Origin of the sequence: Duganella sp. S19_KUP01_CR8 (assembly GCF_036688705.1) — a bacterium.
In the GTDB taxonomy this organism is placed as follows: Bacteria; Pseudomonadota; Gammaproteobacteria; order Burkholderiales; family Burkholderiaceae_D; genus Rugamonas.
In genome coordinates this window covers 1-15,444 of record NZ_JAQQPR010000033.1, presented here as the reverse complement: position 1 = coordinate 15,444, position 15,444 = coordinate 1, and the positions used below count along the sequence as shown (strand labels likewise).

13 protein-coding genes and 1 other RNA gene are annotated in these 15,444 nt (G+C 64.8%); 6 read left to right on the top strand and 8 right to left on the bottom strand.

What is annotated here, in order from left to right; all coding sequences use genetic code 11:
* Positions 1 to 3: 3 nt before the first annotated feature.
* On the bottom strand, positions 4 to 894 hold the full coding sequence (locus tag V6M89_RS26000) for a lytic transglycosylase domain-containing protein (protein WP_332855918.1): 891 nt from the start codon (positions 892 to 894) through the stop codon (positions 4 to 6).
* Positions 895 to 1,387: 493 nt separating this feature from the next.
* Between V6M89_RS26000 and ubiD the strand changes: the two genes are divergently transcribed.
* Positions 1,388 to 2,872, top strand: a complete 1,485-nt coding sequence (ubiD, locus tag V6M89_RS25995) for a 4-hydroxy-3-polyprenylbenzoate decarboxylase (RefSeq protein ID WP_116989465.1) — start codon at positions 1,388 to 1,390, stop codon at positions 2,870 to 2,872.
* A gap of 15 nt (positions 2,873 to 2,887) precedes the next feature.
* Positions 2,888 to 2,986, top strand: an RNA gene (ffs, locus tag V6M89_RS25990) — signal recognition particle sRNA small type.
* Positions 2,987 to 3,041: 55 nt separating this feature from the next.
* On the opposite strand, the gene V6M89_RS25985 is transcribed toward ffs, so the two are convergent.
* Entirely contained in the window at positions 3,042 to 3,695 is a 654-nt protein-coding gene (locus V6M89_RS25985; protein WP_332855917.1) for a DUF2987 domain-containing protein, read from the bottom strand.
* Between the two features lie 163 nt (positions 3,696 to 3,858).
* Here V6M89_RS25985 and dnaX point away from each other — a divergent pair, with 163 nt between their 5' ends.
* From dnaX to V6M89_RS25965, 4 genes are all read left to right on the top strand, one after another.
* Positions 3,859 to 6,411: a DNA polymerase III subunit gamma/tau gene (dnaX, locus tag V6M89_RS25980; protein WP_332855916.1), complete on the top strand. Its 2,553-nt coding sequence runs from the start codon at positions 3,859 to 3,861 to the stop codon at positions 6,409 to 6,411.
* Between the two features lie 37 nt (positions 6,412 to 6,448).
* Complete coding sequence (locus V6M89_RS25975; RefSeq protein ID WP_020705779.1) at positions 6,449 to 6,775, top strand: YbaB/EbfC family nucleoid-associated protein; 327 nt, start codon at positions 6,449 to 6,451, stop codon at positions 6,773 to 6,775.
* An 18-nt stretch (positions 6,776 to 6,793) separates the two neighbouring features.
* The gene (gene recR, locus V6M89_RS25970; protein ID WP_116989468.1) at positions 6,794 to 7,384 is read left to right on the top strand and encodes a recombination mediator RecR; all 591 of its coding nucleotides are present in this window, start codon (positions 6,794 to 6,796) and stop codon (positions 7,382 to 7,384) included.
* Between the two features lie 65 nt (positions 7,385 to 7,449).
* Positions 7,450 to 8,667 carry a CaiB/BaiF CoA transferase family protein gene (locus tag V6M89_RS25965; protein WP_332855975.1) on the top strand — a complete coding sequence of 406 codons (1,218 nt, stop codon included), beginning with the start codon at positions 7,450 to 7,452 and terminating at the stop codon, positions 8,665 to 8,667.
* On the opposite strand, the gene V6M89_RS25960 is transcribed toward V6M89_RS25965, so the two are convergent.
* The 6 genes from V6M89_RS25960 to V6M89_RS25935 all read right to left on the bottom strand — a co-directional run.
* A complete protein-coding gene (locus V6M89_RS25960) occupies positions 8,664 to 9,332 on the bottom strand; it encodes an FkbM family methyltransferase (protein ID WP_332855915.1) in 669 nt (222 codons plus the stop codon). The two genes, V6M89_RS25965 and V6M89_RS25960, sit on opposite strands and share 4 nt — an antisense overlap.
* Positions 9,332 to 10,339, bottom strand: a complete 1,008-nt coding sequence (locus V6M89_RS25955; protein WP_332855914.1) for a hypothetical protein — start codon at positions 10,337 to 10,339, stop codon at positions 9,332 to 9,334. The genes V6M89_RS25960 and V6M89_RS25955 overlap by 1 nt, the downstream gene beginning before the upstream one ends.
* A gap of 11 nt (positions 10,340 to 10,350) precedes the next feature.
* Positions 10,351 to 11,427, bottom strand: coding sequence for a radical SAM protein (locus tag V6M89_RS25950; RefSeq protein WP_332855913.1), 1,077 nt, complete (start codon positions 11,425 to 11,427; stop codon positions 10,351 to 10,353).
* Complete coding sequence (locus tag V6M89_RS25945) at positions 11,414 to 12,358, bottom strand: hypothetical protein (protein ID WP_332855912.1); 945 nt, start codon at positions 12,356 to 12,358, stop codon at positions 11,414 to 11,416. The genes V6M89_RS25950 and V6M89_RS25945 overlap by 14 nt, the downstream gene beginning before the upstream one ends.
* Before the next feature lie 62 nt (positions 12,359 to 12,420).
* On the bottom strand, positions 12,421 to 14,613 hold the full coding sequence (locus V6M89_RS25940) for a putative bifunctional diguanylate cyclase/phosphodiesterase (RefSeq protein ID WP_332855911.1): 2,193 nt from the start codon (positions 14,611 to 14,613) through the stop codon (positions 12,421 to 12,423).
* 1 nt (position 14,614) lies between these two features.
* A partial coding sequence (locus V6M89_RS25935) for a response regulator (protein WP_332855910.1) occupies positions 14,615 to 15,444 on the bottom strand: 830 nt, incomplete at its 5' end.

The following is a 15,444-nucleotide window of genomic DNA, read 5'->3' as shown; positions in this document are numbered from 1 at the left end:
AAATCAGAGACCGGCGATCTGGGTGCCGCTGACCGACTTGTCTACCGCCGCGACCGGCGGGGTAGGCTTGGCTGGCGCTGCTGCCATCATTGGGGTAATGGTCGGCACTTTCTTGCCTGCCGAAACCTGCTTCAGGCGCTGGTATTCGGCCAGCACTTTGGAGCCGTAGCCGTCATCGTGTTCGAACGCCGCGGCGCCGACATAGATCTTCAAACCAGCTTCGACCGAACCGCCACGGGTGACGTAGTCCTTCAGGATCAGCGAGCCGACACGGATGTTGGCCACTGGATTCAGTGCGGCTTGCAGGCCGCCCATTTCCTGGAATTTGTCGTGGTGGATCTTCGACATCACCTGCATCAGGCCTTGCGCGCCGACCGGGCTTTCCGCGAACGGATTCAGGCCCGATTCAATCGCCATCACCGCCAGGATCAGCAGCGGATCAAGCTTGATCTCGCGCGCCGTCAGGTAGGCGGTGGACACCAGCATGTTGGCGGCGTCGCCCGCTACGCGGTAACGCTTGGACAGCCAGGAGGTGACCCATTGTTGCTGCTTCTGCGTGCCCAGCAGGGCTTTTTCTTCGGCGGTCAGCGGTGCGGTGCTGGCGGCCGGGGTGGAAGCCGGGGTTTCCATCAGTGCCGACAGCGGCGGCGCCACGACGGCAACGGCTTCGACTTCGGATTCGTGGTTCAGGCTGTTGCTCAATGCCTTGGCCAGGTCGGGACGGACAAACAGTACTGCCATCACTACTAAAGCGGTCACACCCAGAATGGTCAGAGTGTGCTGGGCGGTGGTCAACACGCCCTTTGCCGAAACGCGAGTCGTGGAAATCCACGCTGCTGGCTGGCGAGCCATGGTGCGGGCAAACTGCGTTGCACCGATAAAACGATTGTTCATAGAATTCCCCTGGAATGTCCGTAAAAGCGGGTCCCCGCCAGCGTCGAACGCAGCTAACCGGGTGCTAATGCCGTGCATCAGAAATATCATCGTCCGTCGCCGCTGGGAGCGCGCGTTGGACGCCGTCATTGCTTGCTTGAGCTGATCTTTCCCTGTGGTATTCGATCAGTGGCAATACAACTTCTTTCGGGGGTAAGGCAGACGCCTTTTGAAAACACTCCTTAAAATGTCATGTGGAGCCCCGACTCCGTGAATGAATAAGCAACACATTTATGTGGTCCGCGTTTCCGGGAGATCCCGTGCTGAACCGTGTTCTCTTCAAGTAGGGCAAATTGTAGAAGCCGTTTTATATCAAGTCAATACTAACGCCAAGCGAAGCTATAACTTTTAAATCTTACTTTTTTGCTTGTATTGCGCCTAAAACCAATAAAATCAACTACTTGACCTGTCTTTTTAAACAGTATGCTGCGTTGTAAGAAAAAATTAAAAAACGATGAAATATTCTGATTTGCGAGATTTTATTTCTCAACTGCAACGGATGGGCGAACTTAAGCCCATTTTGGTGCCCGTTTCACCATATTTGGAGATGACCGAGGTCTGCGACCGCACTTTGCGGGCCGCCGGCCCGGCTTTGCTGTTCCAGAATCCGACCGGACACAGCATGCCGGTGCTGGGCAATCTGTTCGGCACCGAGCGCCGCGTGGCGCTGGGCATGGGCGCCGACAGCGTCAGCGAGCTGCGCAAGATCGGCCACGTGCTGGCGCGCCTGAAGGAGCCGGAGCCGCCCAAGGGCTTCAAGGACCTGATGGGCATGGGCTCGCTGGTGAAGGCCGTGTGGGACATGGCGCCCAAGGAGTTGCGCGGCGCGCCTTGCCAGGAGATCGTGTGGGAGGGCGCCGATGTCGACCTGTCGAAATTGCCTATCCAGCATTGCTGGCCGGGCGATGTCGCGCCCTTGATTACCTGGGGCCTGGTGATCACCAAGGGTCCTAATAAGAAGCGCCAGAACCTCGGCATCTATCGTCAGCAGGTGCTGGGGCCGAACAAGGTCATCATGCGCTGGCTGGCGCATCGCGGCGGCGCGCTGGACTTCCGCGAGCACGCCATACAGAGCAAGGGCCAGCCGTATCCGATCTGCGTCGCGCTGGGCGCCGATCCCGCTACTATATTAGGCGCGGTGACGCCGGTGCCGGACAGCCTGTCCGAATACCAGTTCGCCGGCCTGCTGCGCGGCAGCCGCACCGAGCTGGTCAAGGCCATCGGCAGCGAGCTGCGCGTGCCGGCGTCGGCGGAGATTGTGCTGGAAGGCCATATCTATCCTGATGAAAACCATCCGAGCGGCTACGAGCATGCGCTGGAAGGCCCGTACGGCGACCACACCGGCTACTACAACGAGCAGGACTCGTTCCCGGTGTTCACCATCGACCGCATCACGATGCGCCGCGATCCTATTTATCATTCCACTTATACCGGCAAGCCGCCCGACGAGCCGGCCATCCTGGGCCTGGCGCTGAACGAGGTGTTCGTGCCGCTGCTGCAGAAGCAGTTCTCGGAGATCACTGACTTCCACTTGCCGGCCGAGGGATGCAGCTACCGCATGGCGGTGGTGCAGATCAAGAAGCAGTACGCCGGCCACGCCAAGCGCGTGATGTTCGGCGTGTGGAGCTTCCTGCGCCAGTTCATGTACACCAAGTTCATCGTGGTGGTGGATGAAGACGTCAACATCCGCGACTGGAACGAGGTGATCTGGGCCATCACGACCCGCGTTGATCCGACCCGCGACACCACGCTGGTCGATAACACGCCGATCGATTACCTGGACTTCGCCTCGCCGGTGAGCGGCCTGGGCAGCAAGATGGGCATCGACGCCACCAACAAGTGGCCGGGCGAAACCACGCGCGAGTGGGGCACCACGATCAGCATGACGCCCGAGGTGAAGGCACGGGTGGATCAGATTTGGCAGGAGTTGGGGCTGTAGGTTATAATTGATCCCGGCGGGCCCCTGCGCATTGTGGCATGGCTAACCTGGTCAGGTCGGGAACGAAGCAGCCACGGCTATTAACCATAAGTGCCGCAGATCAGGCTCGCCTCCTTCGGGAAAATGAAAAAGCTGCCATTGGCAGCTTTTTTTATTTGTTCTTCTTCAGTTATTCGTCATCCAGCGCCGCTTCCAGCGGCCGTTCCGACGCCACCATCAGCGGGTTCTCCTTCAGCAGTGCGGCGTCGGGCTTGAGCTTGATCAGGTTCTTCGCATCAGTGTTGTAGGCCGTGGCGCCCACTTTCAGCTGCGCCGGCTTGCTGAACTTGAACACCACCGTCTTAACGTTCGGCACGAACATGCTCATGGCCCCTGCGACCTTCTTGATGCCGGCATTCATCTGGCCGATGCTGCCCATGACTTGCGCGTAGTTCCATTGCGTACCTTCCGGCAGCAGCGCCAGCACCTCCAGCGAGACCGCGGACTTTTCTTCCTTCGGCAGGCTGGTCATGATCTTGGTGTCGTCCGTCATCCACTTGGAATTCGGCACCAGGGCCATGCGGAAGTCGGCCGACAGCGGCGGCAGCTGTTGACGTTCGCCGCCATGGACCACGGTCAGCACGACATCGGACGGCTTGTAGTTCTTGTTCTTGGGCTTGACGGCCAGGAAAACGCTGAGCTTGTCGCGCTCTGCGGCGGGCAGGGCGTAGAAGCGGTCGATGCGCGTATCCTCCACCAGCTTCTTATATGGCACCCATTCGCGTTCGTCGGCGTGGGCGGCGATGGACAGCAACAGCAACGGCAGCAGGACAAGTTTTTTCATATAATTTTCATGTTAAAAGAAAAACACATTGTAGGGCAGCCCGCGCCAATTACCCAATCCGGCCACGCCTTGTTACAATTGCCGTTTTGGCGACCCTGCGCCGCATCTTATTAGCTGAGCAGGATAGGCCCTTTGCACCCGCTATCTACGGTAAAATCCCAGCATGTCCTATCAAGTCCTCGCCCGTAAATACCGCCCCAAGAATTTCGAAACGCTCGTCGGCCAGGAGCACGTCGTGCGCGCGCTCACGCACGCCTTGCACAGCGGTCGCCTGCACCACGCCTATCTGTTCACTGGAACGCGCGGGGTCGGCAAGACCACCTTGTCGCGCATCCTGGCCAAATCGCTCAATTGCATCGGCCCGGACGGCACCGGCGGCATCACGCCGACCCCGTGCGGCGTGTGCGAAGCGTGCACCGCGATCGATGCCGGCCGCTTTGTCGACTACATCGAGATGGATGCGGCGTCCAACCGCGGCGTCGACGAGATGGCGCAGCTGCTGGAGCAGGCGGTGTACGCGCCGAGCAATGCGCGCTTCAAGGTCTATATGATCGATGAGGTGCACATGCTGACCAACCACGCCTTCAACTCGATGCTGAAGACGCTGGAAGAACCGCCTGAGCACGTCAAGTTCATCCTGGCCACCACCGATCCGCAGAAGATTCCGGTGACGGTGCTGTCGCGCTGCCTGCAGTTCAATCTGAAGCAGATGCCGCCCGGCCATATCATCGGCCATCTGGATAACATCCTGGGGCAGGAGGGCATCAGTTTTGAAGCGCCGGCCTTGCGTCTGCTGGCTGCCGGTGCGCACGGTTCGATGCGCGATGCGCTGTCGCTGACCGACCAGGCGATCGCCTACGCCGCCGGCGCGGTGACGCTGGATGCGGTGCAGGGCATGCTGGGTGCGCTGGACCAGTCTTACCTGATCCGCCTGCTCGATGCGCTGGCCGCGCAGGATGGCGCGGATCTGCTGGCCGTGGCCGACGAGATGGCCACGCGCAGCCTGTCGTACAACGGCGCCTTGCAGGACCTGGGCACTTTGCTGCACCGGATCGCGCTGGCGCAGACGGTGCCGGCTGCCTTGCCGGATGATTTGCCGGAGTACGCCGATATCGTGCGCCTGGCCGCCGCCTTCGATGCGGAAGAGGTGCAGCTGTATTATCAGATCGCCGTGCATGGCCGTAATGAATTGGGCCTGGCGCCGGATGAATATGCGGGCTTCTCGATGACCTTGCTGCGCATGCTGGCCTTTCGGCCCGGCATAGGCGGGGCTGAAGGACAAGCGGCTGCCGCGCCTGCGATGTCGCGTCCGGCGGCGGTGGCTGCGGCACGCGCCGCAGCGGCGCCGCCTGCGCGCGCGGCTGCGCATATGCAGGCCAGCCATGCCAGCGTGACGCCGGCTGCGGTGGTTGCCGGTGCTGCGGCCGCGATGGCGCGCGCCGAGGCGCCTGCTGCTGCGCCGTTTGCGGCGCCTGTTGCGGCTCCGGCTGCGCAGCCCCCGTCTGCCAGTACGATGCCGTCTGCGGCGATTGCGCCACCAGCGCCGGCGCCTGTTGTTGCGCCTGTCGCAGCTCCGGCCGCGTATGCTGCCCCGGCGCCTGCTCCTGCGCCGGTTGCCGCTGCGCCAACGGCACCGGCTGCGCCGATCAGCGCCGCGCGTGCCGCCATCAACGCCGCCCTCGAAGCAGCCCGTGCGGCCTCCAAGCCGGGTGCGCGTTCGTCGTCGGCAAGCGCCGCGCCGGCTGCGGCCGCCCCGGCACCAGCTGCTGAGCCATCGCCGGCTCAGTCGTTTGGCGCCGCGCCGAATGCAGCGCCATCCGCGCCATCGCAGGCGCCGAGCGCTGCCTACACGCCGCCTGCCGCACCGGTTGCGGTCGCGCCGTCACGTCCCGCGCCTTGGGAAGACATGCCGCCGGCAACGACCATGGGCGGCGATGCGCAAGCGGCTGTCCTGGAAGCGCCGGTTCGCCAGGTCGCGCCGCAGCAGGTCGCGCCGCAAGCCGCGCCCGCTGCCAAGCCTGCCCCGCAGCAGGCCGACGAAGAGGATGACCTACCACCCTGGGTCACTGAATTTTCCGACGATAGCGCGATAGCGCAGTCCGCACCGGCCCAGGCCTACGAGCCTTCGCAGCCGTCATCGCACAGCCCGTCGCAAGCAGCGTCGCAGGCACCAGCGCGCAACCAGGCGCCACCGCCGCTGGCCTACGCCGACGAAGCGCAAGCCGTCGTCATGCCGGCCCGCGCCGCGCCGGCGCCGGCCAAGGCGCCGCACGCCTACGTCATCACGCCGGTGCCGGAGCTGAACTGGGACGGCAACTGGCCGGCCGTGGCCGCCGCCTTGCCGTTGCGCGGCGTGGCCCAGCAGTTGGCCATGCAAGCCGAACTCATTGAATGCAGCATTGACGGCAACGCCGTGGTCTTCAACGTCCGCGTGCCGATCGAAACCTGGCGCACGCCCGGCAACGTCGAGAAGCTGACGGTCGCGCTGACCGAACGCTTCGGCCGTCCGGTGCGCGTGGATACCGAACTGGGTGCCGTCTGGTACACCGCCAGCGCCGAAGCACAGGCGTACCGCGAAGCCTGCCAGCGCGCCGCCGAGGATACCGTCGCCAACGATCCCTTTGTGAACAGCATGATCCGCGAGTTCGACGCCTGGGTGGTGCCGGGCTCCATCACGCCGCCGCCCGCCGTATCGGCGTCCGCAGCGGCCAACTGATCACATCTTTAACTTTCAATCTACGGAGAACACCATCATGATGAAGAACCAACTGGCCGGCTTGATGAAGCAAGCACAAGCAATGCAGGACAACATGAAGAAGGCGCAGGACGCGCTGGCCCTGATCGAAGTCGAAGGCCAATCCGGCGCCGGCCTGGTCAAGATCGTCATGACCTGCAAGAACGACGTCAAGCGCGTATCGATCGACCCGTCGCTGCTGGCCGACGACAAGGACATGCTGGAAGACCTGGTCGCCGCCGCCTTCAACGACGCCGTGCGCAAAGCCGAAGCCACTTCCGCCGAAAAGCTGGGCGGCCTGACCTCCGGCATGAACCTGCCGGCCGGCTTCAAGATGCCTTTCTAAGGGCTGCCGCAAAGCTCCATGTCCAAATCGCTGGAATTTCTGACGGAAGCGTTGCGCCGTCTGCCCGGCGTCGGCCCCAAGTCGGCGCAACGGATGGCGTTTCACTTGCTCCAGCATGACCGCGAAGGTGCGGACATGCTGTCGCGCGCGCTGCACCAGGCGGTGAGCGCCGTGCATCACTGTGCGCTGTGCAATACCTTCACCGAGGAAGACGTCTGCGACACCTGCAACGACGAGCAGCGCGACCGCCGCCTGCTGTGCGTGGTGGAGACGCCGGCCGACCAGCTGATGATCGAGCAGACCTTGACCTACAAGGGCCTGTACTTCGTGCTGATGGGGCGATTGTCGCCGCTGGACGGCATCGGCCCCAAGGACATCCACCTGGAAAAACTGGTGGCGCGCGCGGTCGACGGCCTGGTCACGGAAGTGGTGCTGGCCACTAATTTCACCAACGAAGGCGAAGCCACCGCGCACTACATCAGCGAGATGCTGAAGGCGCGCGGCCTGCGCGTGAGCCGGCTGGCGCGCGGCGTGCCTGTCGGCGGCGAGCTGGAGTACGTGGACGCGGGCACCATCGCCCGCGCCATGCTGGACCGAAGGGCGACATGACTGACAAGAACACCGCTGGGAAGGAGTCTTCCCCTGCATGGGAAGACCGCAAGCAGGCAGGCGGCATGCCGCCTGAAACCCCTGCTGGCCCATTGGCCGGCATCAAAGTACTGGAACTGGGCACGCTGATCGCGGGCCCTTTTTGTGCGCGCATGCTGGGCGAGTTCGGCGCCGAGGTGATCAAGATCGAGTCGCCCGACGGCGGCGATCCGATCCGCAAATGGCGGGTGCTGAAGGACGGCACCTCGCTGTGGTGGTCGGTGCAGTCGCGCAACAAGAAATCGCTGACCTTGAACCTGAAGGACGCGCGCGGCCGCGCCATCGCGCGCCAGCTGGCGCTGGAAGCGGACATCATCATCGAGAACTACCGCCCCGGCGTGCTGGAGAAGTGGGACATCGGCTACGAGCAACTGAAGGCCGCCAATCCCGCCACCATCATGGTGCGCCTGTCGGGCTTCGGCCAGACCGGGCCGATGAAGGACCTGCCGGGCTTCGGCGCCATCGGCGAATCGATGGGCGGGCTGCGCTACGTGTCCGGCCATGCGGACCGGCCGCCGGTGCGGGTCGGCGTGTCGATCGGCGATTCGGTGGCGGCCCTGCACGGCGTGATCGGCGCGATGATGGCGCTGCGCCACCGTGACGCCACCGGCGGCAAGCTCAAGGGCGAAGGCCAGATGGTCGACGTGGCCTTGTATGAATCCGTGTTCAACCTGATGGAATCGCTGGTGCCGGAGTTCGACCACGCGGGCGTGGTGCGCGAGCGTACCGGCGGCGCGCTGCCGGGCATCGTGCCGTCGAACACCTACACCACCAGCGATGGCGAGAACATCGTCATCGCCGGCAATGGCGACGCGATCTTCAAGCGGCTGATGCTGGCCATGGGCCGCATCGACATGGCCGGCGATCCCCAGCTGGAGCGCAACGACGGCCGCGTGCCGCGTACGCAGGAGATCGACGATGCGATCCAGGCCTGGTGCGATACCCAGGACATCGACAGCGCGCTGACCGTGCTGAAGGCGGCCGACGTGCCGGCCGGGAAAATTTATTCGGTGCGCGACATGATGGTCGATCCGCAGTTTATCGCCCGCGAGATGTTCGAGCAGCACCACTTCGCCGACGGCACGCCGGTCAAGCTGCCGGCGATCTCGCCCAAGCTGTCGGCCACGCCGGGCCACACCAGGTGGATAGGCCCGTCGCTGGGCCAGCATAACGACGAGGTCTTGCAGTCGCTGGGCTACAGCGCCGAGGACATCGCCGCCATGAAGCAGGACGGCGTACTCTAACGCCGGTGCCGCGCCGCACTGCGCCAGGCGGCATATGGCTCGCCTTGCGGCACGTGCGCATCGGGGCCGAGGTAGCAGTCGTCGATGCCGAAGTCGTGGATGCGGCGGAAACCGCGCGCTTCCAGGAATTTCCGGATATCCTCCCGTACCGGCTGGCGGTTGTGCTCCACCGTGAGCACGCGCAGCCGGTAGTCGTCAAACGGGAAACTCTTCAGTATCGCCAACTCCGATCCTTCGGTGTCCAGGCTCCAGTAATCGATCACCGGCGGCGCGCTGCATTCGTACAGCACCGAGGCGATGGTGCGCGTTCGCTTGCGCACGGAGGCCAGATCGGGGCCGAATACATGGTGCGTGTAGCGCAGCATGGCCGGCGTGTATTCCTGCAGTATCCCGCCCAGCATGTTGGCGCCTTCCAGGAACTCGACTTCAGCTTCGTGGTCGTAGAGGCAGCCATGTATGCATAAACACTGGCGGTTCCTTTGCAGCGCCTGGAAGTAGCGGTCGTTGGGTTCGATGCAGATGCCGTGCCAGCCGTAGGCCGATTCCAGCAGCAGCGTGTTGCTGGAGCGGACGCCGTCGGCGGCGCCGGAGTCGAGGAAGTAGCCGTCGCGCATGCCGTTCAGTACCGCCAGCACGAAGTGATCCTGTCCCAGTTGCGAGCTCATCACGGTCTCCTGTTGGTACGGCGCAGCGCGGCGGAACGCCAGTCTGCATAAGGCGTACTTTCTTGTGTAGGCGGCGGCCGGCGGAAGTCGTCCTCGTGACGATGGCCGTACAGCATGGTGACGTTGATGCGACGGCTTTCGTAGTCGTCGCGGAAGGTGCAGGCGGCGGTGCCGTGGAACAGGTCCGAGTTGAAGATGATGGCGCGGTTCTGCCGGTAGGGCACGTAACGCGCTTGCGCACCGACCTCGGCCAGGTAGCGCCGTATCAGGTCCGGCCGCCGGTTGTAGCTGATGAAATCCCAGTCCGGCGGCGCTTCGACGTCGTAGATGTGCATGCCGCCGCTGGTTGGATCGAGGTTGGCGTCGTCCGGCGTGATCCAGAAATTGACGTTGATGGCGGCGAAGTCGGCATGCACGTCGTCGCCCGGCATGTGGGGCGGATATTTGTAGGCCCACAGCTGCGTCAGCGGGTGGCGTTCGCCGATCAGCCGGGGCAGGGCGCGGCGCAATTCGCGCGCCAGCTGAACCAGCAGCGGGCAGTTGAAGCCGTCGCGTTGCAAGGCGCCCAGACGGCCGTGCGAGTAGCGCAGCGAGTTCCAGACAGTCGATTCAAGGCAGAAGCGGCGCAGGCTTTCCAACGCGGCCGGCGCAAGAAAGTCGTCGATGACGACGATGCCGGGCGGCGTGCTGCGATAGGCCTGTTCGACATCTGCGCCGCGCCAGCTGTCCGAGCAGGTTTGCTCCATGGCCGCTGTGGCGCGCCGGTGGACGATGCGGTTGTAGATGTCGCCTATACCGGCAAGCTCATCCGCAGTCGGGCGCTCGCGCTTGCTGATGTTGTTGGCCGCCATCTGGTCGGCCAGTTGGCGGTAGCGTTGCACGATGGCGTTGTACTCGGCGCCCAGTACGCCCAGCCGCTGCAAGTAGACGAACTGCTCCGCATCGTGGCGCAGCTTGGCGACCGTTAGCGGCGGCAGCGGCGGCGCGGCTGGGTTCTCCAAGGTCATGGCGGCGGCTCTCAGGCGGTTTCGGTGTTCAGTCTGCCCAGCGAGTCGGGGATGTGCACATCGTCCAGCCACGCCGCCTGCAGCACCTCCGCGATCATTTCCTGCCAGTGCTCCTCGATCACCTTGCGCACGGCATCGTCGTGGTACAGGCGCTGGCACATCTGGCATTGATGGGCGTACAGGCCTTCCCATTTGATGTCGGGGTTGTGCGTGGCGGCCCAGGCGACCACCTTGGCCGGACCCTGGTGGTGTATCCACAGCTTGAGGAAGTCTTCCTCCGATTCGACGATGGCGCGCCGCAGAAAGCCCGGCTGGCCGGTGTCGGCGACGTTGAGTTCGGGGATGACGCGCAGGCCCAGGCCGCAGCAGGAGCCGACGCGGCCGTCCGCCTGCAGGGTGTAGGTCTTGAGCACGCTGGAACAGCCGCCGCGTATCGCCGCCGCCTGGACGTCGCAGGCCACGCCTTCGGGATAGCGGTAGATGGTTTCGTGGTGGAGCGGCATCCAAGGGCTGCTGAGCACGGTCAGCGCGGCGAATTGATCGGCGGGCAGGGCGGCGATCAGCGGATGCTCGGTGAGCATCTCAGGCGTGATGTGGCGGTCCTGCTTCAGCTCCATCATCACGTGGGTGCGGAAGCGGCGCTCGCAGGCGGCCACGGTGGCCAGGACCACGCGCTTCAGCGGCACGAAACGCACGTGCTCGTCGCCGGTGCTGTAGTTGATTTCCGAGAGGCCGGCATCGATCAGCGCGGCGATCTTTTCGCGCGCCGTCTCCAGGCTGGTGGCCCAGTGAGCGTTGGTGACCAGGCGCACCGGCAGCTTGTGATCGGCGGCGCGGCGTATGCCTTGCAGCAGGGTCTTCCACTCCAGCGTGGCCTCGCCGCCGGTGAAGACGACGTTGCTGAACTTGAGCTGCTTGGCTTCGTCGATGGCGGCGAGGATGGGCGCCAGCTCCAGCCGGTTGCGCTCGCGCGGGCTGGAGAGGGTGCCGCAATCCGCGCATTCGGCCGGGCAGGTGAAGGTCGGCATGATGGACAGCGTGTGCGCGCGCCGGCGCAGCAGCGGTGCCTCCGAGTCAGCGGGCGACATTGAATTCCGCCTCCGAGATGGCGAGGATGCCGCGCGACTCCAGGATCTGGGCGTACTGCACCAGCGCCTCGATCGTGACGCGCACGTATTCCTGGCCGCGATAGGGATCGTATTCGTTGTTGTCGGTGCCGGTGTTCGTGCCTTCGTCGGTGCCGGTGTCCGTGCCGGTATTGGTGCCGCTGTCGGTGCCGGTGTTGGTGCCCGTATCCGTGCCGGTGTTGGTTCCCGTATCGGTCCCCGTGTCGGTGCCGGTATTCGTTCCGGTGTCCGTGCCGGTATCGGTGCCGGTGTCCGTGCCCGTGTGGGTGCCTGTCTGGGTACCGGTATCCGTGCCCACTTCGGTGCCTTCGTCGGTGCCGGGGCCGGTGCCGATGGTGGCCGAACTGTGCTCGAAGTTCTGCGTGCTGTTGGAGTCGTTGATGGTACGGTGGTCGGTCGGCACCAGGAAGCCGCTGGCGAAGATGGGGCTGCTCGTGAACAGCATCGCCTGCTCCATGCCGCCGAGGGAAAACGGCGATTTTTCTTCGATGCTGGCGCGGACCAGCGCCAGCACGATGTGGTAGTCGCCATGCTTGATGACGGCGTTGCCGAACGCGGTCATGAACTCGGTGCGGCTGGGCGTGGTGTCCTGGTGATCGGCCGCGTAGTTGCGCAGCCAGCGCCGCATGTGGCGGTTGGCCAGGATCGAATACACCAGCTGGTTGCTGACCGAGGCGCGCTGCTCCGGCAGCTTTTCGCCGACGGCAAAATCGGCCAGCACCTGGGCCGGGTCGGTGATGAATTGCTCGCGCAGCAGGTAGTCGCGCGACATGGCCTTGAACAGCGCGTCGACCCGCCTGGATGCGGCGGCCGCGCGCAGCACCAGCGGATGGCGGTGGTGATGCCGCTCGGGTGTGAACACCAGGCGGAAGGAATGTTCTTGCTCGTCCATGTGGCCTCCTTAGCTCAGACTGACCATCTTAGGCAGCTGAGCCGACAGGGAGGCGATGGACGTCAAAGCTGGGCGCGGAACTTTATCGCGTGTCCATCGTCGCCGGCCGCCAAGCCGTTCAGAGGGAACTGGTTGATGAGCATGAGGTCGATCGATTCGGGCGGCGACGGATGGCCAAGGTAGTAGCCCTGCGCCAGGTCGCAGCCGTATTGTTCCAGCAGCAGCAACTGGGCGCCGGTCTCCACGCCTTCGGCCACGACCGCCATCTTCAGGCCGTGCGCCATGGCGATGATGGCGCGGGTGATGGCGGCGTTCTCCGAATCCTGCGGCAGGCCGCTGATGAAACTCTTGTCGATCTTCAGCGCGCGCACGTCAAAGCGCTTCAGGTAGTTCATCGACGAATAGCCGGTGCCGAAATCGTCGATCGACAGATAGACGCCGATGCCGCGCAGCTGCTCCAGCGTGACCATGGTGGCGCGGGCGTCGTCCATCAGCGTGCCTTCGGTCAGCTCCAGTTCCAGCAGCTCGGCCGGCAAGCCGGTTTCGTGCAGCGTGGACAGCACGATCTGGCTCAGGTTCTCATCCTTGAACTGCTTGGCCGACAGGTTGACGGCCACCCGCACCGGCTGCTTGCCGGCGGCCTGCCACGCCATCGCCTGCCGGCAGGCGGTGCGCAACACCCATTCGCCGATCGGCACGATCAGGCCGGTCTCCTCGGCCAGCGGGATGAACTCGGTCGGCGAGATGATGCCGCGTTCCGGGTGGCGCCAGCGCACCAGCGCCTCGACGCCGACGATCTGGGCGCTGGAGACGTCGATCTGCGGCTGGTACAGCAGATACAGCTCATTGTTCTGCAGCGCCTTGCGCAGGCCGACTTCCAGCTTGACGTGGCTCATGATCTGCATCGTCAGCGACGAGCTGTATAGCTTGGCGTTGTTCTTGCCGCAGTTCTTGGCGTGGTACATCGCGGTGTCGGCGTATTTGAGCAGCGAGTTGCAGTCCTCACCGTCCTCCGGGTACAGCGAAATGCCGATGCTGGCGGTGACGAAGATCTCGTTGGTGTCGAGCAGGAAGGGGCGGCGCATGGCTTCCTTGACGCGGTGGGCCACGTTGAGGGCATTTTCCACCCGCTCCAGGTCGGGGATCAGGATGGTGAACTCGTCGCCGCCCAGGCGCGCCAGGTTGTTGCTGCCGACTTCGGTGCGCGAGACCAGGTCGCTGGGCCGGGTGGTTTCGCGCAGGCGCTCGGAGACCGCCTTGAGCAGGTGGTCGCCAACGTCGTGGCCCAGCGTGTCGTTGATGCGCTTGAAGGCGTCCAGGTCCATGAACAGCACGGCGAATTTCTTGTTGCCCTTGCGCGAGCGGACCAGCTCGGCCTCCAGCGTCTCGAGGAAGGCCTGGCGGTTGGGGATGCCGGTCAGGCTGTCGCAGTAGGCCAGCCGGCGGATCTGTTCCTCGGTGCGCTTGCGTTCGCTGATATCGCGCACCAGGCCCAGCACTTCATCCGGACCGGTGGCCACCAGGCGCGCCTCGAAATGCCGCACCGGCGGCGCCACCGCGTGTTCGCCCTGGCGCGCGCGCGGGGCCGCGCCGGGGATGGGCAGTTCGTAGTCGAGCGAGCGGATGTGCTGGGTGTCGAGCACGGTCTGCACCTGCTCCAGCATGTGCTTGGCGATGTCGTCCGGCAGCACCTGGTTCAGGTGGCGGCCCACGCACTGGTCGCTGTCGAACACGCCGCTGGCTTCGTGGCCCTGCTCGTAGTCGAGGTAGTAGCCTTCCTTGTTCATGCGGAAGAAGGTGTCCGGGATCGCCGCCAGCACCGCGCGGTGGTGGGCGTCGGCGATGCGCAGGCGGGTGATGGCGTCGCTGGCGCGCAGCACGTACAGCACCCGGTGGCCGAGGATGGGCCAGTTGATCGGCTTGGAGACGAAATCGGTGGCGCCGGCCTCGTAGGCCTGGGTCACCGATTCCAGCTCGTCGCCGCCGGTGACCATGATGATGGGCACGGTGGTCTGGGTTTCCAGCCGGCGGATTTCGCGGCACACGGCGAAGCCGTCCATGCCGGGCATGTCGACGTCGAGCAGCAGCAGGTCCGGCGCCATGCTCTGGAACAAGGCCACGGCTTGCAGGCCGTCTTCGGCCTCGACCGCGTCCAGGCCGACCTGGCCCAGCATTTCCAGCATCAACAGGCGCATCACCGGATCGTCGTCGGCGACCAGTACCAGGCCGCGCTTGGGGGAGGAGGAGCTAGGCATGTCATGTTTCCTTTTCCAGGATGGCTCCCAATGCCTGCCGCACGGCCTGGAAAGAGCGTTCCATATCGGCCAGCAGGACAGCGGCGCCGGCGGTGGTGTCGTTGCGTCCCAGCTGCTCGAGCTCCTTGCAGCGCTGCGCCAGCGCGTCGGCGCCGACGTTGGCGCTGCTGGACTTGAGGCTGTGGGCGGCCTTGCGCATCTGGCTGATGTTGCGGGTGCCGATGGCCTGGCGCAGCGTGTGCAAGTGCTTGGGGGTGTCGTCGAGATAGGCGTGCAGCACGCGCTCCAGCAGCGCGTCGCCCTTGGTGGCGCTCAGGGCGCGGATGTTTTCCAGCGCCTGGCGGTTGATCTGGCCGTTGGCGGAGGCGACCGGGGCTGCGGGGCGCGGCTCCGGCGCTTCCGGCGCGGCCGGCTTGCGCGGCAGGCTGATCCAACGGGAAATGGTCTGTCCCAACGCCTGCTGCGTGAAGGGCTTGCTCAGGTAGTCGTCCATGCCGGCGGCCAGGCAGGATTCGCGGTCGCCCTGCAGGGCGTTGGCGGTGATGGCGACGATGGGCATGCTGCGCCCGCGCCCGCGCTGCTGTTCGCGGCGGCGGATTTCCGTGGTCGCGGCGAAGCCGTCCATGACCGGCATCTGGCAATCCATCAGGATCAGGTCGAACTCGGCCGCCTGCACCGCCTGCAGCGCTTCCTCGCCGTTGCGGGCGCGGCTCACTTCCAGGCCCAGCCCTTCCAGCATGGCGCTGGCCACCTCGACGTTGACCGGGTTGTCTTCCGCCAGCAACACCTTGCGCCGCCTGCGCGCGCGCGGGGCCGGCGTCGGGCCGGGGC